General features: G+C 55.7%; 19 protein-coding genes. 15 read left to right on the top strand and 4 right to left on the bottom strand.

Annotation, left to right across the window (positions count from 1 at the left end; genetic code table 11):
* Positions 1-43 precede the first annotated feature (43 nt).
* On the top strand, positions 44-2,203 hold the full coding sequence (locus tag A9753_RS07200) for a DNA gyrase/topoisomerase IV subunit B (protein WP_245637403.1): 2,160 nt from the start codon (positions 44-46) through the stop codon (positions 2,201-2,203).
* A 236-nt stretch (positions 2,204-2,439) separates the two neighbouring features.
* On the opposite strand, the gene A9753_RS07195 is transcribed toward A9753_RS07200, so the two are convergent.
* On the bottom strand, positions 2,440-4,971 hold the full coding sequence (locus A9753_RS07195; protein ID WP_067783288.1) for a DNA gyrase/topoisomerase IV subunit A: 2,532 nt from the start codon (positions 4,969-4,971) through the stop codon (positions 2,440-2,442).
* Between the two features lie 37 nt (positions 4,972-5,008).
* On the opposite strand from A9753_RS07195, the gene A9753_RS07190 reads away from it, so the two are divergent.
* Both A9753_RS07190 and A9753_RS07185 read left to right on the top strand, forming a co-directional pair.
* Entirely contained in the window at positions 5,009-5,575 is a 567-nt protein-coding gene (locus tag A9753_RS07190; RefSeq protein ID WP_067782573.1) for a DUF5998 family protein, read from the top strand.
* Positions 5,576-5,583: 8 nt separating this feature from the next.
* The gene (locus A9753_RS07185) at positions 5,584-6,786 is read left to right on the top strand and encodes an alkaline phosphatase family protein (protein ID WP_067782570.1); all 1,203 of its coding nucleotides are present in this window, start codon (positions 5,584-5,586) and stop codon (positions 6,784-6,786) included.
* An 86-nt stretch (positions 6,787-6,872) separates the two neighbouring features.
* Here A9753_RS07185 and sepH read toward each other — a convergent pair whose 3' ends face one another.
* Positions 6,873-8,216, bottom strand: coding sequence for a septation protein SepH (gene sepH, locus A9753_RS07180; RefSeq protein WP_067782567.1), 1,344 nt, complete (start codon positions 8,214-8,216; stop codon positions 6,873-6,875).
* A 418-nt stretch (positions 8,217-8,634) separates the two neighbouring features.
* Here sepH and A9753_RS07175 point away from each other — a divergent pair, with 418 nt between their 5' ends.
* The 10 genes from A9753_RS07175 (at position 8,635) to A9753_RS07130 (ending at position 19,164) form a co-directional block, all read left to right on the top strand.
* The gene (locus tag A9753_RS07175; RefSeq protein WP_067783284.1) at positions 8,635-8,940 is read left to right on the top strand and encodes a DUF4193 domain-containing protein; all 306 of its coding nucleotides are present in this window, start codon (positions 8,635-8,637) and stop codon (positions 8,938-8,940) included.
* A gap of 127 nt (positions 8,941-9,067) precedes the next feature.
* Complete coding sequence (locus tag A9753_RS07170; RefSeq protein ID WP_067782564.1) at positions 9,068-10,048, top strand: DUF3710 domain-containing protein; 981 nt, start codon at positions 9,068-9,070, stop codon at positions 10,046-10,048.
* Positions 10,045-10,695 (top strand): DUF3159 domain-containing protein, encoded by a 651-nt coding sequence (locus tag A9753_RS07165; protein WP_067782561.1) that lies wholly within the window; start codon positions 10,045-10,047, stop codon positions 10,693-10,695. Before A9753_RS07170 ends, A9753_RS07165 begins: the two co-directional genes overlap by 4 nt.
* Positions 10,696-10,697: 2 nt before the next feature.
* Positions 10,698-12,050, top strand: coding sequence for a class I SAM-dependent RNA methyltransferase (locus tag A9753_RS07160; protein ID WP_067782557.1), 1,353 nt, complete (start codon positions 10,698-10,700; stop codon positions 12,048-12,050).
* A 160-nt stretch (positions 12,051-12,210) separates the two neighbouring features.
* Positions 12,211-13,692: a dihydrolipoyl dehydrogenase family protein gene (locus tag A9753_RS07155; RefSeq protein ID WP_067782554.1), complete on the top strand. Its 1,482-nt coding sequence runs from the start codon at positions 12,211-12,213 to the stop codon at positions 13,690-13,692.
* A gap of 396 nt (positions 13,693-14,088) precedes the next feature.
* On the top strand, positions 14,089-15,150 hold the full coding sequence (locus A9753_RS07150) for an iron-siderophore ABC transporter substrate-binding protein (protein ID WP_067782551.1): 1,062 nt from the start codon (positions 14,089-14,091) through the stop codon (positions 15,148-15,150).
* A 14-nt stretch (positions 15,151-15,164) separates the two neighbouring features.
* Complete coding sequence (locus A9753_RS07145; protein ID WP_067782548.1) at positions 15,165-16,205, top strand: FecCD family ABC transporter permease; 1,041 nt, start codon at positions 15,165-15,167, stop codon at positions 16,203-16,205.
* A 1-nt stretch (position 16,206) separates the two neighbouring features.
* Positions 16,207-17,244 carry a FecCD family ABC transporter permease gene (locus A9753_RS07140; RefSeq protein ID WP_067782545.1) on the top strand — a complete coding sequence of 346 codons (1,038 nt, stop codon included), beginning with the start codon at positions 16,207-16,209 and terminating at the stop codon, positions 17,242-17,244.
* A complete protein-coding gene (locus A9753_RS07135) occupies positions 17,241-18,128 on the top strand; it encodes an ABC transporter ATP-binding protein (protein ID WP_083090399.1) in 888 nt (295 codons plus the stop codon). The genes A9753_RS07140 and A9753_RS07135 overlap by 4 nt, the downstream gene beginning before the upstream one ends.
* Positions 18,118-19,164, top strand: a complete 1,047-nt coding sequence (locus A9753_RS07130; RefSeq protein ID WP_067782542.1) for a siderophore-interacting protein — start codon at positions 18,118-18,120, stop codon at positions 19,162-19,164. Before A9753_RS07135 ends, A9753_RS07130 begins: the two co-directional genes overlap by 11 nt.
* 74 nt (positions 19,165-19,238) lie before the next feature.
* Here the strand turns inward: A9753_RS07130 and A9753_RS07125 are convergent, their stop codons facing one another.
* Complete coding sequence (locus A9753_RS07125; RefSeq protein ID WP_067782540.1) at positions 19,239-20,477, bottom strand: family 20 glycosylhydrolase; 1,239 nt, start codon at positions 20,475-20,477, stop codon at positions 19,239-19,241.
* Between the two features lie 230 nt (positions 20,478-20,707).
* On the opposite strand from A9753_RS07125, the gene A9753_RS07120 reads away from it, so the two are divergent.
* Complete coding sequence (locus tag A9753_RS07120; protein ID WP_141673350.1) at positions 20,708-21,352, top strand: methylated-DNA--[protein]-cysteine S-methyltransferase; 645 nt, start codon at positions 20,708-20,710, stop codon at positions 21,350-21,352.
* An 11-nt stretch (positions 21,353-21,363) separates the two neighbouring features.
* Here A9753_RS07120 and A9753_RS07115 read toward each other — a convergent pair whose 3' ends face one another.
* Positions 21,364-21,750, bottom strand: a complete 387-nt coding sequence (locus tag A9753_RS07115) for an iron chaperone (protein WP_218056752.1) — start codon at positions 21,748-21,750, stop codon at positions 21,364-21,366.
* A gap of 192 nt (positions 21,751-21,942) precedes the next feature.
* Between A9753_RS07115 and A9753_RS07110 the strand changes: the two genes are divergently transcribed.
* Complete coding sequence (locus A9753_RS07110) at positions 21,943-22,491, top strand: HdeD family acid-resistance protein (protein ID WP_067782531.1); 549 nt, start codon at positions 21,943-21,945, stop codon at positions 22,489-22,491.
* Positions 22,492-22,514 lie beyond the last annotated feature (23 nt).

The raw sequence follows: 22,514 nt of genomic DNA, 5'->3' as shown, positions 1-22,514 counted from the left end.
GCGGGATTGCATGTTTGTCAGTGAATCACGGTATTTTGACCGCGTGCCTACACACGCAACGCAATCCACCGATTACTCAGCTCGTCACCTCTCCGTACTTGAGGGGCTCGAAGCTGTGCGCAAACGCCCCGGCATGTACATCGGCTCCACGGACCAGCGCGGTCTGATGCACTGCGTCTGGGAAATCGTGGACAACGGCGTGGATGAGGCACTCGAAGGTCACGCCAGCAAAATTGACGTGATCGTTCATGACGATGGTTCCGTTGAGGTAGCGGACAACGGTCGTGGCGTGCCCGTTGATATCGAGCCGTCCACAGGTCTGAGCGGCGTGGAATTGGTGTACACCAAACTGCACGCTGGCGGAAAGTTCGGTAACGGCTCCTACGGCTCTGCCGGCGGTCTGCACGGTGTAGGTGCCTCCGTGGTTAATGCACTGTCTGCACGCATGGACGTGGAAGTGGACCGCGGCGGGAAAACCTACGCCATGAGTTTCCATCGTGGTGTCCCTGGTACCTTTGATGATTCTCAAGGCCGTAGTCCCCAATCGCCATTCACTGAATTTACGGATGCCTCCGAACTGCGTGTTATTGGCAAGGTCAAGCGCGGCGTGACAGGGACACGCGTGCGCTACTGGGCGGACCCCCAAATGTTTCCTAAGCCCACGGACTATGATGCTGAGGCACTCCGCGCACGCCTTCGCCAGACTTCATTCCTTGTCCCGGGCCTGACCCTCACATTGCGTGATGAGCGCCCCGGCTCAGTGACCGACGCTGATAACAGCGGCGATGATCTTTTCGATACCGGCAGCGATGATGGTGTAGAAACCTTCACCGCCCTGGGAGGAACCTCAGATTTCGTTGACTTCCTCGCCTCGGATGCATCAGTGACGGACACCTTCCGCCTGACCGGAGAAGGCACCTACACCGAAACCGTTCAGCAACTGGATAACACCGGGCACCTGCGCCCCGTTGAGGTGGAACGTACATGTGGCGTGGATGTTTCCCTGCGCTGGGGGATTGGTTATGACACCACCGAACGCAGTTTCGTCAACATCATTGCCACCCCCATGGGCGGAACACACCTGGCAGGCTTTGAACAGGCACTGACTAAGGTGCTGCGCAAGCAAATCGATTCCAACGCTCGCGCACTGAAGGTCACCGCACGCGATGGAAAAATCGAAAAAGATGACATCCTCGCAGGCCTGACCGCAGTGGTCACTGTGCGCGTACCCGAACCACAGTTCGAAGGTCAAACCAAGGAAGTCCTGGGAACCGCGCCGGTCAAGCAAATCGTTGCCAGCGTGGTGGAAAAGGAACTCACCTCCATCCTCACCTCCTCCAAGCGAGACCTGAAAACTCAGTCCCGCGCGCTGCAAGAAAAGATTGTGGGGGAGATGCGTGCTCGCGTCAGCGCACGCATGCACAAGGAAATCTCCCGCCGTAAGACCGCCCTGGAAACCTCCACCCTCCCCGCGAAACTCGCCGACTGCCGCACGGATGATGTGGCCTCCAGTGAATTGTTCATCGTGGAGGGTGACTCAGCTCTGGGTACTGCCAAGAGCGCACGCAACAGCGACTATCAGGCTCTGCTGCCTATCCGCGGCAAAATCCTCAACGTCCAAAAAGCCTCACAGGCAGACATGCTCCACAACGCCGAATGCTCCGCCATCATCCAGGTAGTTGGCGCAGGTAGCGGCCGCACTTTCGACATTGAGCAAGCCCGCTACGGCAAGGTCATTCTCATGACCGATGCTGACGTGGACGGCGCACACATCCGCACTCTCCTACTCACCCTGTTCTTCCGCTACATGCGCCCCATGATTGAGGCAGGACGCGTTTATGCCGCTGTACCCCCGCTCCACCGTATTGACGTCAGTGCGCAGGGACGGAAAAAGAAAGAAATCATTTACACCTACTCTGACGACGAATTAGTGCGTACGCTGCGCAAACTGGAAAAGGCAGGGCGTCACTTCCGTGAACCCCAACGTTACAAAGGTCTTGGTGAAATGGATGCCCACCAATTGGCAGAAACCACCATGGAACCCGAGCACCGCACTCTACGCCGTATCACTTTGGCTGATGAAGCCTCATTGACTTATGCCGAAGAAACATTCGAGCTCCTCATGGGCTCACTCGTTGCCCCTCGTAAGGACTTCATCGTGGCCGGCGCCAACGAGGTCGATCGCGAGCGCATCGACGCCTAAACACTTGTCTTTGCTGCGTTTCTTTGGTGAGAGACGGTCGATCACGCGTTGTTCAGGAGCGTCTGCGGATAACTCATCATGTCGCGCGCACTAGTCGTTGATGACGAATCGTGAAAACACACGGAGGGGGCCGCAAGCCAATGGCTTGCGGCCCCCTCCGATGCTTATCGAGTCACCAAAGTGACGTTGGCGCTTTCCATGGTGATGAAGTCACCGGGAAAAGCACTGTGGCGATATCAGCCGATGGCAGCAATCGGTGCGGGCACTGGGCTACCGGAAGCATCACGCTTCTCGTTGACCTCGGGAAGATCTACCGGCTGGCCGCCCGCGCCTACGGCGCGGGCCGGGCCAACGCCCACCCACGCAAGGCTTAATTCTGATTCACCGCGCAAGAAGCGCTGAGCCCTCACGCCACCAGTGCCACGGCCCTTAGCAGGGAAACGATCAAGAGGCGTAACCTTCGCGCTCTGGCCACCAGAACCAAGAAGAGTGTCTTCATCGCTATCGGCCACCGTAACTACTTCGGCTTCGGCGAGCAGATCATTACTGACCACACTGACCGACAGCACATGTGCGCCGTCGTGAACAGCAATACCAGCCATGCCCGAAGCGCTACGGCCCTGCGGACGAACCTTAGTGGCATCAAAACGCAGCAATTGAGCATCAGTGGTGATGAAGATCAGTTGACTATCATCAGCAGCATTGCCACCAAAAACCACCTCGTCGCTATCAGCCAGACTAATCACATCCCACGCATCAAGACGCTCTGGAACATCACCAGGCTTCACACGCTTAACCACGCCCTTGGCGGTAGCAAGAACAATCGGGGGAGCATCATCAGCGAAGGAGGCCAAACCCACGACCTTCTCATCAGCCTCCACATCCGCAAGTAAATCCAGGGGAGTACCACCAGCAAAACTCGGTGCCCCCTCAGTTCGCGGAACCTCAGGCATAGCCACCACATCAACGCGCACCAAGCGTCCCCTGTTGGTCAGGGCACCTACCTGAGAACGTGCGGTGGTACTCACAACGGAGCGTACGGCGTCATGAGACTGACGTGATCCACCACGAGCAGGCTCCTCTGTTCCATTCAAACGCGCCACCAGTCCAGTAGACGAGAGCACTACGGTACATGGGTCATCAGGAACTGTCAGTGGTACGTCCTTAGTATTGACTGCCATGAGAGCAGCCTGAGCCGCAGCACTTGCCTTAGCACCAGCACCACCGGGAACCTGAGTACCACCACTGAGTACGCCTGCGCCTTGGCCAGCAGCGCCCACAAGGACAGTGCGGCGAGGAGTAGAAAACTGCTTGGATACATCAGCTAATTCACGGCTCACTACACGGCGCAGCAACACATCATCAGCCAGGATGGCACGCAGTGCCTCAATGTCACGGGCTAACTCATCACGTTCCTTCTCTAGTTCGATCACGGAGAACTTGGTCAGGCGGCGAAGTTGCAGTTCAAGAATGTAGGAGGCCTGAGGCTCAGACAGGTCAAAGACCTGCATGAGTCGGGTGCGGGCAGTGGCCGTGTCATCGCTGGAACGCACCACCGCAATAACCTCGTCAATGTCGAGGATCGCGATAAGCAAGCCTTCCACCAGGTGCATGCGCTCTTCACGCTTGCCTAAGCGGAAACGCGTACGGCGCTCAACAACTTCAAGACGGTGATTGACGAACACATTCAGCAGTTCGCGTAGACCCAGTGTGGAGGGCTTACCATCCACCAGGCACACATTGTTAATACCGAAGGAATCCTCCAGCGGAGTGTGCTTATAGAGTTGAGCAAGAACTGCTTCAGGGTTGTAACCGTTCTTGACACCGATGACCAGGCGGGTGCCGTTGTTGCGGTCGGTGAAGTCTGAGACGTCAGTAATGCCCTGGAGTTTCTTGGAACTGACCGCATCCTTAATCTTCTCGATGACGCGCTCGGGTCCCACCATGTAGGGCAGTTCGGTCACCACAATGCCCTTCTTACGGGCAGTGACATTTTCGATGCGGGCGGTGGCGCGGGTCTTGAACGTGCCACGGCCTGTCGCGTAGGCGTCACGTACGCCGTCCAGGCCCACGATCATCCCGCCACAGGGTAGATCAGGGCCGGGAACGAAGGCCATGAGATCATCGAGCGTTGCGTCAGGATGATCAATGAGATGGCGTGCAGCGGCCACCACTTCACCAAGGTTATGTGGGGGCATGTTGGTGGCCATACCCACGGCGATACCCGAGGTGCCGTTGACCAAAAGGTTGGGGAAAGCAGCGGGAAGAACATCAGGTTCTTCGTCGGAGAAGTCGTAGTTGGGGGAGAAATCAACAGTGCCTTCGTCAATATCTGCCGTCAGTGCCAACGCAGGAGCTGCCAGGCGTGCCTCAGTGTAACGCGCTGCTGCTGGGCCGTCATCAAGGGAACCGAAGTTTCCGTGGCCATCAACGAGGGGAAGGCGCATAGTAAAAGGTTGAGCCAAGCGAACCAAGGCATCGTAGATAGCGCTATCGCCGTGGGGATGCAAACGACCCATGACGTCTCCCACCACGCGTGAACACTTCACATGCGGACGATCCGGACGCAGATTCATTCGGTCCATTTGGAACAAGATGCGTCGCTGAACAGGCTTGAGGCCATCACGTGCGTCAGGTAGGGCACGCGAGTAAATCACGGAGTAGGAGTACTCCAAGTAACTGGCTCGCATTTCCTCGGACAGGTCAATGTCAATGATGTGACCGTCCGTAGGCGGGGGAGTTGCGGCAACAGTAGACTTCCTAGGCATAGGGGCATTATCGCAGGAACATGGCAGAATACCGTTCATGGCACACTCGATTGTTCGTGATGAGGTATTCGACGCAGGGTATTATCCCGAACTTGTCTTAAGGACGATCGATATGGCGACTGCCGGTGAAATTGTCGAAGCGGTCCTCGTCGCCCCGGAAACTACTTTCGATGAATCTGTTCACCGTCACCTGACCGTGCTGGTTCTCACTCCCACCCGGCTTATTCGTGTCCATGTGGATGACCTGCCATTGGATGACGGCACCACTGGAGCCATGGCCACCAGCGAAGCAGTGGCTCTACCCTCGATTCGATCTGTGGCGATTAGTCATGGTGTGGCCAACCCAGAAAAGCACGGCGGAGCACTAGGTGAAATCACCATCGCTATTGCCTGGGGAGCGGTTCAGAGAATGGAAATGGAACACGCTCAATGCCCGGATCCTGAATGCACCGCTGACCACGGATATACCGCTACGATTATGCCCGATGATATTGCTCTGCGGGTGAGCGCTGCAGTAGAAGGCCCTGCCGCCGTGGCAAAAGCAGCACTCTTCGCTCAGGCGCTTTCTGCGGCTACTGCTCGTGCTATGGGTGCAGCGATCTGAGGACACTCATGAGTAACTCTGCTTTCCACCTGCGTCATGTCTTCTCCTCAGCCCTGTCAACGGTTGGTCTGGCCCCTAACGACATGGCTGAATCGGCAGCCTCAACCGCCAATGCGTTACGAATGGAACCGGCCGAACAGGTAGTGGTCATCCTCGTGGATGGGCTCGGCTTGGAATTGCTTGACGCACGAAAAGGTCATGTTCCCACACTCCGGTCCTTTATGAATCCCAGTTATACCTGGGGTCCTAACGGCATGGAACAAAACGCAGGAGTCCAAGAACTCACCACTTGTTTTCCCTCCACTACCGCAGCAGCGTTAACCACGTTGGGAACCGGCGCACTGCCTGGTCAGACCGGCATGCTCGGTTATTCCGTGCGTCACCCAGGTCACGCTATGCATGGAGGCCATGCTTCAACGCTGAACCTCATCACCTGGGAAGACACTCCACTTCGCGCCGAAAACTGGCAAGACCATCCCACTCTTGTTGAACGCTCCATCGCCGATCACGGCGAACCTCTCTACTCTGTGGGCCCTGCACGATTTACTGGCTCTGGACTGACCGGCGCAGCTTTCAGGGCAATGACGCACGTTGGTGTGGATCGCCTTGATGATAGGCCAGCGGCCGTTCACCGTCTCCTTCAGCAAGGCGCACGCATGGTTTACATGTATGTGGGTGAACTCGATCATGCTGGACACGCTCATGGATGGCAGTCCGAAGAGTGGTTGTTTTGGCTTGAGCGACTCGACATTGCTGTGGCCACACTGATAAGAAAACTTCCTTCCAACACAGCCGTTTACCTCACAGCTGACCATGGCATGGTCGATACGGATGCCGCCCATCGCATCACTCTGACAGATTCTCCTGTCCTCATGACCGACGTGGAGTTCCTCGCAGGTGAACCGCGCATGACTCACCTCTACCTGTCAGGGCACGGACGGCAATGCTCTCAAGAATTCATTGACCGATGGCGCGAAGTACTTGGTGAACGGATTGCCTGGATTGGTACGGCTGGTGAGGCTCAAAGCCTTGTGGGACCACTGTCAACAAGGGCACGTGAGGTCATGGGGGATGTGATTGTCGCGATGAATGACTCGTGGGTGCTCGTTGATCCTCGGGTTCACTCGACACAGGCCATGGAATTGCCAGGCGTACACGGTTCACTAACTCACGCAGAAACAGCGATCCCGTTACTGACTATCCGCGCATAACCTGAGGAATTACACGACGATTAATGTCATACGTGAACTAAAGGGTACCGGGGCCGTTTTTCTCTCTCGCTGAGAAAACGATCCACTCACTCCGGCTTCGATCCGAAAACAATTTCATCCCACGAGGGTACAGAACGGCGTGAACCGCGCTTTTTGGATTTTGGCTTCGTATTCTGTTCAGGTTGAGGCATCTGAGGGAACACCATCTGAGATTCAGTGTTCTGTTCGTTGTCTGTACTAGGCGCCGACGTTGCACTGTCATCATTACTTCCACGTTGGCTACCAGCGGGGTGGCGCTCCACAGTGGCATCAACGGCATCCATTCTTCCGTGGCTTAGTGAGGAAACAGATTTTCCTCTCATCCCACGGCGATGGGCGGACATATCGAGCACTTGCGCATCAAGAAGGGGACCGCTCGACGATGCGGAAAGCGCACTCATCGCATCAGTAGCGGAAGCAGAATTGCTGGTTGATGAAGCCGATACAGGGGATACGGGGACGGCGTCGGAAGAAAAGGACTCTTCCTGGGCTATGAGTTCAGTGAGCAACTCATCATCAGAAGGCTCAAGTTCAACGCGTTGTCCTCGTGCGGCGTTAAGGTCCGCCAGAATCGCCTCAGTGCTCTCTAACTGGTTAAAGGAATCCACTGATGGAATGCCCTTGTCAGAAGAGGTCGCTGTAGCAGCAGAAGGAGCATTGGGAAGCGGGGGAGTAGTAGTGGGACGAGTAGGGGCAGGGGCGCTCAGTGCCGATGGTGCAGCACATGACGACAAAGCACTCATTGCTGAGGGCTGGTTGTGGCGCAGTGGAACAGGCATGGCTACAGCACCCTGGGCGGGAGAATCCTGATCGAAAACACTAGGGCGACGTGCGGCGGCACTGGCCGATTCGGTGAGCCATCTGGACTCGTCATCCAAAGCGGAAAGCGCATGTGATGACACGTCAATCATCCAGCGGGCTTCCTTTTCCTCAGCGCCCTGGACGAAGGTCAACATTACTTCCCACGGCTCACGACCTTGGCGAACCGCATCCCATTGTAAAGACTGTGGGTCCACGCCACGGGTTGCTAGGCGGTCAATGACTAGTTCTTCAAGAACCGGAGCATCAGCATCCCAGCCAATACGGCAGGACTTGGCCTGGGTGACTGCCCAGGCGCGCTCAGCAAGTACGGGACCTTCGTAGGCACGAATCTTGTCCACGCTCATTCCAGTGGAGGAAGCAACCTCTTCTGCGGTGGCACCGGCGCGCATCAAAGACTGCAAATCGCGAGGCTTAATCTGGGATGAGGAAGCAACAGCTTCAACATTAGGGCGGTCACGGCGCACCGCAGCACGCAGTGCGTCATCGATGACTAGGGTGAAACGTTCACCATCCGCATTGGTCATGACGATTGTGTCGCCGTTAACCCCAAGCAGATCCAACTCAATCATGTACTGCGCCTCCTTTATAGGTGTAAGCCTGCCACGCTTGAGGCCACAGAGGCGGAAAGATTAACGGTGTGCCGTGTTGTTTGTGTGGCGGCGGAAATAGTTGTCATGGAGTGAAACAGTTCCTGGTAGTGACCTGTGAGGACAATATCCTCATCGCTGGTGCGACGACTTGATAGTCGTAATTTGCTCATGGATTGGGGCTGCTAGGCGTATACGCGCGGGATATTTCTCGTGGAAGTGTAGTGAGGTTTTCGTTACTCGAATGACGTAGTTGAACTCCTTGACACTCCCTGTGTTTGCTCTCTCTTTCCAATCGTGTATGCGGCGTGCTAACATGCGCGTGCCCTACTTCGTTGGGTTGTGACCCGGGTTTCATACCTCCCGATGAAGTACCGCTAGCAGAAAGAAGATGCAGGTCATGGCTACCGATTACGATGCTCCCCGCAAGAACGATGACGAGCCGGAGTCAGACTCCCTTGAAGAACTTAAGGCTCGCCAAAAGGATCCCTCAACTGCCGCTATCGACGAAGATGAGAATGAGGTAGCTGAAGGTTTCGAACTTCCCGGCGCAGATCTCAGCCGTGAAGAACTCAGCGTGCACGTTGTTCCTCAATTGGATGATGAATTTACTTGCTCCGAGTGCTTCCTGGTCCACCACCGCAGCCAGTTGTCATATACCGATGACAAGACAGGCCTCAGCGTCTGTGTGGATTGCGCTGGCTGAACAATAAAACCAGCTTTATTGCTGGAATTGTCACTCTCGCCGGATATAGAGAGGGGCAGGTGGGTAAAGTATGCCCACATGGAGCTACGAAATTACGTAGCGCGCCAGGCATGAAGAAGGACGTGACATGGGATTGTTCTCTCGCCGCCGTGATCTGCCCGCAGGGGCCGTTCCAGAGTCTGTAACGGGTCTCGACGACCTTGACACTACACTTACTGCTGCGCCTGAAAACGATCCCGACTGTCAAAGAACTACGGCGATTAAAACGTCTGTCGATGTACAAGGAGCACAGGTTGCGCAGGCCACAGTGACCAGCTCAACATCCGAATCATCGTCTGGCGTTACACGTGAGGACTCCCAGGTGATGGCCGTAGATCAGGGTCCTTCGCGCCCCACACCGCCGGCCATACCTGGTGGACGTTCTGCACCATCCTCCCAGCAAGTTAGAGACGGTATGCAGGGCACGGATTCCCAGATTTTATTTACTCAAGCCCCTGCCGGAGCCGGTCCCGCAGTAGTTGAACGCGATTATTCCATTGAACCTGGACCCTACGATTTTTCCGATCACCCCGAGGTTGGACCGGTAGTTGATCTTGGTTCCCTTCGAATTCCTGCTGTTGACGGACTTCAACTTCGTCTTGAAAACACCACTAAAACCCCCGCTAATGATGCGGTGATTCTTATGCTTGGTGGATCGTCGCTCGAGTTGCGAGCATTCGCTGCACCGAAGTCCTCAGGAATCTGGGATGGACTTATCGAGGAGATTTGCGCGGAGTTGGATCGAGTTGGTGGTACCCACGCCATCGAACCCGGTGAACATGGCCCCGAAGTCCTTGCCACGATGCCCGTCCAGTTAACTCACGGTGAGCGAGGAACTGCCTATATGCGTTTCATCGGTGTGGACGGCCCTCGATGGTTCCTTCGCGGTGTTCTCAACGGACCCGCAGCCGTCGATATTGACGCCAGTCAAGCACTGCGCGACGTGTTCAACCACGTCATCGTGGTACGCGGCAATGAGCCCAAGCCCCCACGTGAACTGCTGCTCCTTCACCCGCCCACACCCCACAAAGCACCCCAAGCCGGTGCTGGAGAAAACACCGAATCATGAGTGAATCAGGACTGAAAGTCCTCCAATCCCAAGAATTCGACCTCTACCGCGCTGTAGGCGGATACCGCGGAGTCATTGAATCTGCTGGGCCTGTCACCCTCTTCCTCACGATCTACGTCATCACCTCCAACCTGCTATGGGCAGGAGCAAGTGCTCTCATCATCGCTGGACTCGCCATCGCCACACGCCTCATTCAACGCCAGAGCATCACTCCAGCACTTGGCGGCGTTGTCGTGACCGCACTCAGTGTCTTGGCTACGTGGAAAACAGGAAAAGCCGAAAACTTCTACATCCTCGGCCTAGGCATTAACGCCGTGTGCCTCATTGGCCTTGTAACCTCAATTCTTGCGCGATGTCCACTTGTTGGAGTGGTTGATGCCCTCATGCGCGGCCATGACATGTCATGGCGCACTGACCCTGACCGCGCCACTCACCGCAAGGTCTACCGCCAAGCCACCTGGGTTTTTGCCGCCATGTTTGCACTGCGCCTCATCGTGGAAACCCCCATGTACATCGCCCAGGCCTCCACCGTCCTGGGCATCACCCGACTCATCATGGGCCTGCCACTGTTCGCCCTCACTCTATGGCTAATGTGGATGATGGTCCGTACCCTTCCCGCCGCATCCGCTACCACCACACAGGAGTAACCATGTCGAAACCTGAAGAACTGACATTAACTATTGGTGCTCCTGCCCACGGCGGTCACTGCATCGCCCGCACTGACGAGGGCCAGGTAGTATTCGTCCGCCACGCACTGCCCGGCGAAACAGTGAAGGCACGTATTACGCAGAAGACATCCAAGATTTGGCGAGCGGACGCCGTCGAAATTTTGAAATCGTCACCGGACCGAGTCAAACCCGCCTGGGCGCAGGCCGGTGCTGGGGGAGTAGGCGGCGCGGAACTTTCTCACGTCTCCCTTCCCGCACAGCGCACCTGGAAACGCTGGGTGTTGGCTGATTGTCTTCGTCGTATTGGCGGGGAAGACATCGCTGAACAAGTTGGTCCCATCCCCGTTGAACCCATGCCTTCCGAAACAGGTAAGAATGCCACTGGCCTGGCTACCCGAACCCGTGTGGAACTCACCATTACTGATGACGGTGTAGCTGGCATGCATGAGCCGCGTAGCCGCCGTGTTCAGGCAGTCCGCTCACTTCCCCTGGCAGTTGAAGCGATTCAGGACCTCAACGTACTCGAAGGATCGCGCTGGAAAAAGGTCTACAAGCCGGGCATGCGGGTCAGCGTCGTAGCCCCCGCCGGTAGTGAACCGCTGGTCATGATTGATGGCCAGGGGTACACGCCGGCTACCAAGCCCACGGGACGCAAGCGCATCGATGAGATTGTTGATGCCAGCGCACTGGGCTTGGGCGAACTGCGCTATTCGGTCCACGCTGATGGCTTTTGGCAAGTTCATCGCCAAGCCCCACAGGAACTGGTCAATCGCGTGGTCCGTGGAGCACTCGGACTGCCGCTGTCCTCCACCGAGCCCGTCACTGTCCCCTCCGCCACTGATTCCTCCATGGATGACATCGCGTCCTCCTCCCAGCCTGCAGGTGTCACCCATGCGGGTAAGGATCTGAAGGTTCTTGAACTCTTCTCCGGCGCAGGCCTCTTTACTCTTCCTCTGGCCATGCTTGGCTGCAAGATGACCACCATGGAAGGCAGTGAACAAGCAGTCCGCGATGCTCGCCGTAACCTTCACGATTTCCCGAACGTCGGCCTCCATGTGGGTCGCGTCGATGCGTCAGCAGTGACCAAACTTGGTGCTGGAGTGGACGTCATCATTCTCGACCCGCCTCGTACCGGTGTGGTCAAGGGTGTGATGGATGCGATCGCTCAGTGCAACCCCAAGCGTGTGGTTATGGTGGCCTGTGATCCCGCCTCACTCGCTCGCGATCTCAAGGCACTGGTGGCTCAGGGCTACAGCGTTGATGATGCGTGTGCTTTGGACATGTTCCCTCATACCCATCACTTCGAGACTATTGTCGTGGCTTCTAGGCGTTAAGGAGTATTTCTTTTCTGTTGTTGACGGGTGAGTGGTGGATCTATTCCCATAATTCATGCTGAATAGATCACGAAGAATAACGGCATACGAATGGAATAGGACAACTCTGAAGACTGTTGTGCTTCATAACGTGAAAACATCACTCAAAGGAGTTCCATTCATGGCCGCTGAAAACCACACCTGCGCATGCGGATGTAAGTCCACCGAGGATACCGACGCAACCGCCGGTCTGCAGGCTGACCTGTCAACAGTTGAAGACGTCGATCTTCTCGTCGTTGGCGGTGGTAAGGCAGGTAAGTCACTGGCCATGCTCCGCGCCAAGAAGGGCGATCGTGTAGTCATGGTTGAGCGTGACAAGGTTGGTGGCACTTGCATCAACGTCGCTTGCATTCCTACTAAGACCCTCGTCACCTCCGCTCGCGTGCTTGAAACCGTTCGCAAGTCTGCCTCCTACGGTGCTTCCCTGCCCGGAGGCTCTGACGAACTGAGTAAGGCAGTCGTGAGCCTCGAAGCACTGCGCGCACGCAAGGAAAAGATTGTTGGCGCTATGGTTGGTGCTCACGAGAAAATGTTCCCCGCCTCCGGTATGGACTTCGTCAAGGGCACCGCAACCTTCGTTGCTCCTAAGACTGTTAGCATCGCGCTCAACGACGGTGGCACCCGCGTAATTCGTGGCGCCAAGGTCCTCATCAACACCGGCACCACTCCTGCCGTTCCTCCGATTGATGGCCTCAAGGATGTTGACTTCTGGACCAGCGAAGACCTTCTTCGTCTCACCGAACTGCCTAAGGATATGGTCATCCTCGGCGGCGGCGTGATTGGCGTGGAAATGGCCTCTATGATGTCCTCTTTCGGCGTCTCTATTACCCTTGTTGACGGTGGCGAGCACATCCTCGCTCGCGAAGACGCTGATGCTGCAGACGTCATCCGCGAATCTCTCGAAGCACAGGGTGTGACCGTTCTCAATGACTTCCGCGCTGCTTCTGTCTCCTCTGACAACGGCACCATCACTGTTAAGGCAGACGATGGCCGTGAAGTTGCTGGGGAGCGTCTCCTCGTTGCGCTGGGCCGTACCCCCGTGACCAAGAACCTTAACCTTGAGGCTGCTGGTGTAGAACTGACCGATCGTGGCTTCGTTAAGGTCGATGACCGTCTCCAGACCACTGCTGAAGGCGTTTACAGCGCCGGTGACGTGGCAGGATCCCCCCAGTTCACCCACGTGTCCTGGAACGACTTCCGCGTACTGCGTGACCTCTTCGATGGTAAGGATGCCTCCACCAAGGATCGCCTCATCCCCTGGACCGTTTTCGTGACCCCCGAACTTGGCCGCGTGGGCATGAGTGAAACCGAAGCGCGCGAGGCAGGCAAGAACATCCGTGTCGCTAAGGTTCCCACCGCTAACGTTCCTCGCGCCAAGACCCTGGGCGAGACTGACGGTTTCTTCAAGATCGTTGTTGACGCTGATACGGACAAGATCCTTGGTGCCACCATCATCGGCTCCGAAGCTGGTGAAGTCATCACCAGCGTCCAGATGGCCATGCTCGGTGGCCTGACCTGGCAGCAGGTTCGTGACGCCGTGATTGCTCACCCCACCATGTCTGAAGGCCTCAACATTGTCCTCGATGCCATGCCTGCTAAGTGAGTCACACGAGGGGTTCTGAATATGTGACGTTTAGGCGTCATAAACTATTGAGAACCTAAGTGATTCTGCTCACTAGTGAGGGGCGGTGGCAAGGTATGTCACCTTGCCTCCGCCCCTCTCGTGACACAACACAAGACCCGGTACTGCAACGAAAGCAGTGCCGGGTCTTGTGGTCTTTGGCTCCCAAGTGCTTGGGTATGGTCAGCCTAAAGGCAGGTTGACTTAATAAGCAACACTCTGGTTACCTTATTCGGTCTTTCGTGATGATTTCGCGACATTATTCGCTCTTGTTCTCTCAGTAGGGTGGAACATACACCCGACAGATAGCGTGAATAACGAAACAACTCAAACGCGAAAACTCACCAAGACATCACGATCTACCGAAAGGGACCATACGTGTCTTCCCTCAAGCGCCACTCACTGTCACGTCGTAGCCTCATGGCTTTGAGCGCCACCGCAGTCGCAGCCACCCTCGCCGCATGCTCGTCATCTTCTTCAGAGAAAACCTCATCAGCATCCGGTGACGATTACTACCCCGTCACCATCGCACATGCTCTGGGAACCACCACTATCGATAAAGAACCCACCCGTGTTGTCACCATCAGTTGGATGAATGCTGACGTGGTAGTCAGCCTTGGCGTGATTCCTGTCGGCGTTCCCGAAGAAATGTTTGGTGCTAACGAGAATAAATCCACCCCCTGGCGTGATGAAGCATTGACCAAACTCAACGCTGGCCCCGGCACCGCCGCATACCCCACTCAGTTCTCTGAAGCAGATGGCCTACCTATCCAGGACATTGCAGCACTCAAGCCCGATTTGATCGTGGGTGCATACTCTGGACTGACCCAGGAAGACTACGACAAACTCGCAGCCATCGCTCCGACCCTCGCATACCCCGAACAGCCCTGGGCCACCTCCTGGCAGGATGCCACCACCATGACTGCCAAGGCCCTGAATAAGGTGGCCGAAGGTGAACAGGTCATTAGCAATGTCACGGCAGCATTTGACCAGGCCAAGGCCAACAACCCCCAGTTCGAAGGCGCCACCTTTATCGCCGCCAACATCGATCCTGCTGACCACTCCATCAGCCTGTACACCGACATCGATAATCGACCCAAGTTCCTTAGTTCCTTGGGAATGACAATGGCTCCTGTTGTCGAACAAGCCGTGAAGGACGCGGGTGCGGACGCAACTTTCTTTGTTTCCTACTCACCGGAGAACGCAGACAAGCTCGAGTCCGACGTGTTCATGACCTGGGTGAACTCGGAAGAAGATAAGGCAGTGATCACCTCTGACCCTCTCTTCTCTAAGATCCCCGCCGTGGCCAATGGCACCGCCATTATGGATGCTGATGCCACTCGCGTCCTGAGCATCTCTGCCTCGTCACCGCTCTCCCTGCCCTGGGCGCTGGAGCAGTACACCCCAATGCTCGCCCACGCGATTGACGCTAAGAAGTAAGGGCCCACTCGTCTATGGCATTGCGCCAACACTCTCAAGCACGAATCTGGTTACTGACCATCGCGTTGGTAGCCGGATTCGTGCTTGTCTGTTTCTTCTCCCTCCTGTGGGGGGCACGAAACCTCACGGCCACGGATGTCTTGGCTTCGCTTCGCTTACACGCATGGTGGAATCTCGACAACCTCCAAGCCAGTGACGACCCCATGCTTCACTCCGTGGTAGCGAGCCGAATATGGCGAACCGTCAGCGCAGTTCTTAGTGGGGGAGCACTGGCATGCTCCGGAATCGTCATGCAATCCATGACCAGGAATCCCCTGGCTGATCCCGGCGTGCTCGGTATCAACGCTGGCGCAGGTCTAACCGTCGTGTTTGCCATTTCTGCCGGATTGACTCAGCCATCAACGCTCCTGGGCAGTGCATTTATCGGTGCCAGCGTGGCTTGCGCGCTGATTTGGTTCATCCAATGGGCATCGCGCGCAGGAAGCGATCCACTCACACTCGTCCTTGCCGGTGCTGCAGTTTCAGCGGGATGTGGCGCCATTATTAATGCTCTGATGATGACCAAAGGTCAGTCTCTTGATTCTTTCCTCCGCTGGATGATGGGCTCAGTTTCTGGCCGTGACCTTGAGGTCATCATTCCCTCTGCCCTGGCTATTGTGAGCGGTATCGTTCTGGTTTTTGCCATTAGTCCCATGCTCAACGGACTACTATTGGGCGACGACGTGGCGCTTGGTTTAGGCATTCACGTTCCCTTGGCTCGTTTCCTCGGGTCCATTACCGTGGTCTTGACTGCGGGTGCGGCAACTGCCCTCGTTGGTCCACTCGCATTCGTTGGCATCATCGTCCCCTACATTCTGCGTGCTTGGGGTTTGCGATCGGTTCACCGTCAACTGCCTGCTGGCATGTTGCTGGGGGCCATGACGGTCACCGTGGCAGATATTGTTGGGCGACTTGTTGCACCACCGGGGGAAATCCCTGCAGGCGTTCTCGTAGCCGTCATCGGTGCTCCACTGGTCATCCTTGCCGTCAAACGCCGAGCGCAGGTGGGGATCTGAAGTGACAACACTATCCCTCATCATTCAGCCCGCTAAAAGCTTGAGGCATCATCATCGCCCTGCAGTGGTAGGCCGCACGCTGCGCCTGCTTCTTGTGCTACTCGTTGCCGGAGTGATCGCCGGATTACTCATCCCGTCACCGCGCTTAACCCCCGCAGATCTCTGGGATGCCATCAGTGATAGCGACTCTCTTGGCTACTTGCTCATCGTGTCATTCCGACTGCCACGTATTCTCCTGGCAGCCTCGGTAGGAGCAGCATTTGGTTGTGCAGGTTCACTCCTTCAACGCCTCCTCCATAATCCCCTGGCCAGCCCGGACGTCATGGGTCTGAATGCGGGAGCATCACTGGCAGCCATGTCATCCATCCTTTTCCTTGGATGGTCAGGACTGATGGTCTCCGTTGCCGCCTTCCTTGGAGCGATGACGGTGGTCATCGTGACCCTGGCAATCGCAGGACCTCAAACGTCTCTTCATGCCTCCACACGTCTCGTTCTAATCGGTGTGGCACTTTCAGCTCTTGGCCAAGCATTGATTTTCTTCGTCACCACCTTGTCACCGGCTCACCAAGTCCGTGACATTCTGCTGTGGATTTCCGGTTCACTGAACAGTTTTTCCTGGCAACGCGTTGGCATCATCATCCCCATCCTCATCGTCATGACACTGGCCTTGATTATGCTGCGCCCCACGATCGAGGTGCTCGATGCTGGCCACGAAATCGCTCAAGGCCTAGGCATTCCCGCACGCCTTGGCCCCTTTGCCATTCTCATGAGCGTGGCAGTCCTTGTTGCTGCTGCCAGCGCAGCAGCCGGTCCCATCACCTTCGTGGCATTTGTCAGTGGCCCTATTGCACGCTGGCTCATTCATGGCCGCCATTCGATGCTGTGCTCAGCCCTTGTGGGCAGTGTTTTGGTGGTGTGGTGTGACCTCATCGCGCAAATCCTTCCCTCAGGCCCGTATCCCGTTGGTGTGATCACCGGCGCCCTGGGAGCGCCCATTCTTCTTCTCTTACTCCTCCGTGGACATCAGGAGGCATCATGACCACAAATACTCACGCTCGAACTGACGTTGTCTCAGTGTTACAGCCTTCTGGCACCGGGCGTATTGAAGCCACTGACCTTACCCTGGCGTACGGTAAAAAGACCATCGTTGATGATCTCTCCTTCTTGCCTCCCCAAGGACAACTCACCGTTCTTGCAGGCCCCAATGGATGCGGAAAATCCACCCTTCTTCGTGGTCTTGCGCGACTGATTCCTCATCAATCAGGCCAGGTCATCCTCAACGACACGCCCATTGACGGGCGAAACTCCAAGAGCATTGCCCGAGAACTCGCTGTTCTCCCTCAGTCTCCCATCGTTCCCGCGGGGCTTACTGTAGGAGAACTCGTCTCGCGCGGACGCTACCCCTACCGCGGTGTACTACGTCCATGGAGTAGCGAAGATGACGCTGCCGTGACTGAAGCTATTGTGGATACAGATCTCACCGACCTGGCTGACCGCAGAATCGACTCCTTATCTGGCGGACAGCGTCAGCGGGCATGGATTGCTATGGTGCTCGCGCAACGCACCGGTGTGCTGCTCCTCGATGAGCCGACGACCTACCTCGATATCACCTACCAAATTGAGGTTCTCGACCTGTTGAAACGCCTGGTTGAACGTCGCGGAACAACCATCGTGGTAGTCCTTCATGAACTCAGCTTGGCAGCGCGCTATGCCCAGCACCTCGTATTGATGCGTGATGGTCACATCTATTGCCAAGGACCAGCGCATGAGGCACTAACCCATGACAGCGTTCGAAATGTTTTTGATCTGGAAGCCCAAATCATCACCGATCCTGTGTCCACCACACCATTAGTCATTCCCATCCGGCCCTTGCGTCATCACAATACGAGCAGCGTTGAAGGAGGAAATCACCATGGCGCATGAACTCTACCGCGTGACAGTTTCCTCACGACAAAAAATTCTTCCTGACACGACCCGCCTGACTCTCCGTGGGGATTTTAGCCGTCTGGATACCGGAGGACCTCTAGGGCTGCGTGACATGCGCATCAAAGTGCTGATCGGCGGAACCCGACGCGATGAACTCATTCCTGCCGACCTGATGGATCCCTGCGCGTACCGAGCATGGCTTGCACATGATGAATCCGAGCGCGGAGCCCTACGCACCTACACCGTGGCCAGCCGCCTCACTGGTGAAACCACCGGAAACGACCTCTCGACAATCGACATCGATGTGGTGACCGGTGACCATCACGGACCGGGAAGCACCTGGGCACGCACGGCCGAACCTGGCGATGACGTACTCGTCTTTCTCTCCACCCGAGCAGACTCTGATGCAGAACTGTCCGATGAGGAATTATCTGAGGACTACACCATTCCCGGCATTGAATATGCCCCGGAACAAGCCCACCGCGTAGTGCTTGTCGGTGATACCACCGCGCTGCCTGCTATTCGCGCGATTGGATGGGCAGAAGCAACCTCAGCCCACCCACGGACTGTGTCTGCCATCATTGCCGCACCCATGGGAACAGCAGAAAGCGAAGGACAACTTGAGGGAATCGCCTCGGTTACCTGGGTGACCCCCTCCGAACTGGTCGCCTCCTCAGTCGCACACGTCTGGCGTGTGTATGAAGAAGTCCTCCGTGAATCTGGTTCCCTGTGCGCAGACACCTGTAATGCCGCATGCGAACTCGATGACGATGCTCCTGTCACCTCATTGAGCGACGGAGTGCTCTGGGATACCCCGGCACAACGCCGTCTCCTTGCTCAGAGCATCACAAATGCTCAGCAGACACAGTCCATTCCGTGCACGCTCCATCCTGGTGAAGACTGTGACTGTCAGCGCAACCTGTTTGTGTGGGTTGCAGGCGAATCATCAAAGGTCGTGGCTATTCGCCGCGCCTTGGTCAGCCAGATTGGGATGAAACGCCGTGACGTGGCCTTTATGGGCTACTGGCGTTAGTCCCGCTCACTGACATGCAATGTTGAGACATGCGCTGTCACAGGCACAGTCTCACGAACACAACCGCGAGAATCTCAGGCCTGGTTACGATCAACCGGCTTGAGGAAGGCATAGCCCAAACCTGCGGCGGTCAAAGCCTCTTGCTCAGAGGCAATGAACTCTTGGCACTGAGGCACACTCAGGTCATCTCCACACCAGCCACGAATAGCGGCAGCGATCAGGCGGGGGAGCAGTTGGTACATCAACTCTTCATGACTGGTGGCGAATTCGCACCAGACACTGCACTGCACACCCTGCAAGGTCGATGAGTGAGGGATGGGAACAGTAAGCACATCGTACGGAGTGATCACTCCGTTCATGGCCACTTGTTCATCGGTATCCAGGGAGGCTAACTTGTTGAAGTACAGGTAATCACTGTCTGCATAAATCCAAGGATTTCCACTGTTGCGTGCGGCAGAAGTTCCTTTGCCCTCAGGACGCCAGCCGATGATGAGATCACGGTCATGATCGGTAGTGGCCACCGCTTCATCCCACAAAGCTACGGATTTTCCGTATCGAGCAAGAGTCTTGCGTGCATGATCCATGAACACCCCCTGGAGTTCAGGACCACTAGATACACCGTGTTCGCGCATCCATGCCTGAGCGGATGGTGAATTTTCCCAATACTCAAAATCACACTCGTCGCCCCCCACATGCACCACGGGGAAGGGGAAGAGTGAAGCGACACTAGCCAGTGCGGCGTCGATCAAATCAAAGGCATCATCAACGGGCCACAGAAGATTATTTTCCTGGTGGCGCCCACGGTAGACGGGACGCTGCTCTAACGGAACATCAGCAATCTCGGGGCATCCCAGTTCTGGGTAAGCGATAATCGCCGCCTCCATATGGCAGGGCAGATCTACCTCTGGCATGATCTCGATGCCGAGGTTGGTAGCATAGTCGACAATCTCGCGGATGTCCTCATTACTGTAGAAGCCACTGTTATTGAGGAAGGGTGCACGCTCTTGGTAACGGGCGAGCATCGGGGCGGGAACGTCATAGCCCTCAAAGTCTTTGCGGGGCAACTGTGCACCTACACTAGTCAGGCGAGGATACTCAGGAACTTCGATGCGCCAGCCCGAGTTATCCGTCAGATGCCAATGGAGACGATTGAGACGGTAGCGAGCCATCAAATCCAGCACCAATTTCATGGTGGGGACAGGCCAAAACGTACGCGAAGAATCGATAAGTAAACCACGCCAATGATGAGCAGGTTGGGAATCATGCTCTGATGAGAGCGGGGAAAAATCAACCGGGGTAGCCAAGGCAGACATTATTGCTCAACTTCTCCAACACGAGTGAGGACACGATCGCCATAGACATCCGTAAACAATGCCGCCGTGACATCGCGAGGAGGGCTGGAATTCACGGTAATGACGAACTCGAAGCCACGAGCATCTCTGCACCGAGGCGTTTACTGATGATATGACAGTTCGAGCATGTCTGCATGGGGATTACGGTTTGAGATGATGGGGAAAAACTACCGCTTCTGTAGACGAAAGGTGTGAAGCGCGATAGCCTCGAGTGCTCTTCGTATTCATTGATGGGAGGTAAGTTGATGTATACCACCTTGATGACTCCTCTCGGCCTTCTCACCATCGTTGCAAGTGACGGGGCAATTACCCATATCGCCTGTGCCGGCCAGGCGTCTTTTCCACGTACTACTGGGTGCCATCTCGTTTTTGCAGACGAAACAGGCACGCCACTATTTCAACGTAGTGGCAACATGCAAACGTGCATGGCTGATCAGGCCTGCGGGGGAGAGGATCTCAACGCTGAAGTCCTCCAACAAACTCGTCATGAACTTACTGAGTATTTTTCTTCCCGACGTCGCGCCTTTAGTTTTCCTATTAAGCCGCAAGGCAGCGACTTCTCCATTCGCGTTTGGAATGAACTCCTCACTGTCCCTTGGGGTGAATTGGTTACTTATGGGGAACTAGCCCGTCGAATCGGACATCCTGGTGCTGCACGGCAAGTAGGCCAAGCTGTAGGGCGCAATCCTTTACTTGTGGTGATTCCTTGTCATCGAGTGGTGGCGGCAAATAGTCAACTTGGTGGATTTTCTGCCGGTATTGAGCGCAAACTTGTGCTTTTACGTACTGAAGGAACCTTAGGGCAGGTCATGAAAGGTTATCGCCCTGCGGTGTAACGGCATAGGAATTAATCACTGTTCTTACGCCAAAACGTAGTGCAGTTTTTCTTATCTTCGATATTGAATTCGATGAGATCATGGAGAAGGTCCCAGGGCACCTCATCAGTCCACGGCATACGAATAAACATCTTGCCGTAGTCCAACCCCATTTCGTCAAAACGTTTGTTGAATTTCATCATTCCTGCTCGCTCAGGAGCACATGCCATGTGCTTCTTTGCACAGGAGAAGCCGATGATGAACGTCCCGTGGTCGGTAAACATTGGCTGATTCCAAGCAATGCGTAACTCGAGTGTGGGGAATGATTCCTTTACCCAGTGAAGAACTGTCACTACCCGTTGACGGTGGCTGTCGTCGGTTAGGGTGTTGAGGTATTCATCGAGAGTGGACATGCTCATAGGTTCATTGTGTCATGCACTGTCGCTTAAAGAGATGTGGGCCTATAGTGATGGTGACGTGCGTAGTGGCGCAGGATGCGGTGTTCACATGACGACGTGCTCGCCCTATGGTGCGATCACAGACGAATGTGAGCACTAGTGATGTGACATTCGCGTGCCGTTGCTTCGCCTCGAATCATCTAGGAGAACCCCATGAGTTCAAAAAAATCCCGTCACGCCCTGACCTTGGCTAGCGGCTTTCTATTTATCCTTCTTGCCATTTTTATTGCCATCGTACCGATGTGGAACATGGTCGTTCTCGGCATTTATATCTCTGCAGCAATCCTTGTTGGCGGTGTGTTTGACCTTATCCGTCGTATCCAAGCCAAGCGCCGTGGACTTCATCCGGGAGGTATTGCTTGGGCTGTGATCACGATTATTTGCGGTTTGATCCTGCTCAGTGGCTCTTTTGCTGAACAAGCAACTCTCGTCCCATTTTTTGTTGCCTTCTGGCTCATCTTTATGGGTGTTGGGCGCATGATGGTTGGCTGGAACTTGCATAAAGTCGGCGCCAACATGGCAACAGCTATGATGGTCACCGGTATCATCACCACCATCTTCGGCGCCATCGCGATGTGCTTCCCCTTCATCACCGGCACCGTTATCAGTTATATGGTGGCCTTGGCTTTCTTCGTTCTGGGTATTGGACGTGTGGTGGACTTCTTCATGGGGGAAAAACACCACGAACGCTACTACCTGTAGTAGAACTGTGGTTTTTGGCGGTC

Source organism: Actinomyces vulturis (assembly GCF_001687305.1).
GTDB lineage: Bacteria > Actinomycetota > Actinomycetes > Actinomycetales > Actinomycetaceae > Actinomyces > Actinomyces vulturis.
This window is presented reverse-complemented; position numbering and strand designations above follow the sequence as displayed.

Excerpts from the sequence above, each read along its gene's own strand:
- A9753_RS07175 (WP_067783284.1), top strand. The coding sequence starts at position 8,635 with ATGGCTACCGATTACGATGCTCCCCGCAAGAACGATGACGAGCCGGAG.
- A9753_RS07160 (WP_067782557.1), top strand. The coding sequence starts at position 10,698 with ATGTCGAAACCTGAAGAACTGACATTAACTATTGGTGCTCCTGCCCAC.
- A9753_RS07195 (WP_067783288.1), bottom strand. The coding sequence starts at position 4,971 with ATGCCTAGGAAGTCTACTGTTGCCGCAACTCCCCCGCCTACGGACGGT.
- A9753_RS07125 (WP_067782540.1), bottom strand. The coding sequence starts at position 20,477 with ATGTCTGCCTTGGCTACCCCGGTTGATTTTTCCCCGCTCTCATCAGAG.
- A9753_RS07155 (WP_067782554.1), top strand. The coding sequence starts at position 12,211 with ATGGCCGCTGAAAACCACACCTGCGCATGCGGATGTAAGTCCACCGAG.
- A9753_RS07135 (WP_083090399.1), top strand. The coding sequence starts at position 17,241 with ATGACCACAAATACTCACGCTCGAACTGACGTTGTCTCAGTGTTACAG.
- A9753_RS07190 (WP_067782573.1), top strand. The coding sequence starts at position 5,009 with ATGGCACACTCGATTGTTCGTGATGAGGTATTCGACGCAGGGTATTAT.
- A9753_RS07145 (WP_067782548.1), top strand. The coding sequence starts at position 15,165 with ATGGCATTGCGCCAACACTCTCAAGCACGAATCTGGTTACTGACCATC.
- sepH (WP_067782567.1), bottom strand. The coding sequence starts at position 8,216 with ATGATTGAGTTGGATCTGCTTGGGGTTAACGGCGACACAATCGTCATG.
- A9753_RS07115 (WP_218056752.1), bottom strand. The coding sequence starts at position 21,750 with ATGAGCATGTCCACTCTCGATGAATACCTCAACACCCTAACCGACGAC.
- A9753_RS07110 (WP_067782531.1), top strand. The coding sequence starts at position 21,943 with ATGAGTTCAAAAAAATCCCGTCACGCCCTGACCTTGGCTAGCGGCTTT.
- A9753_RS07165 (WP_067782561.1), top strand. The coding sequence starts at position 10,045 with ATGAGTGAATCAGGACTGAAAGTCCTCCAATCCCAAGAATTCGACCTC.
- A9753_RS07130 (WP_067782542.1), top strand. The coding sequence starts at position 18,118 with ATGGCGCATGAACTCTACCGCGTGACAGTTTCCTCACGACAAAAAATT.
- A9753_RS07170 (WP_067782564.1), top strand. The coding sequence starts at position 9,068 with ATGGGATTGTTCTCTCGCCGCCGTGATCTGCCCGCAGGGGCCGTTCCA.
- A9753_RS07185 (WP_067782570.1), top strand. The coding sequence starts at position 5,584 with ATGAGTAACTCTGCTTTCCACCTGCGTCATGTCTTCTCCTCAGCCCTG.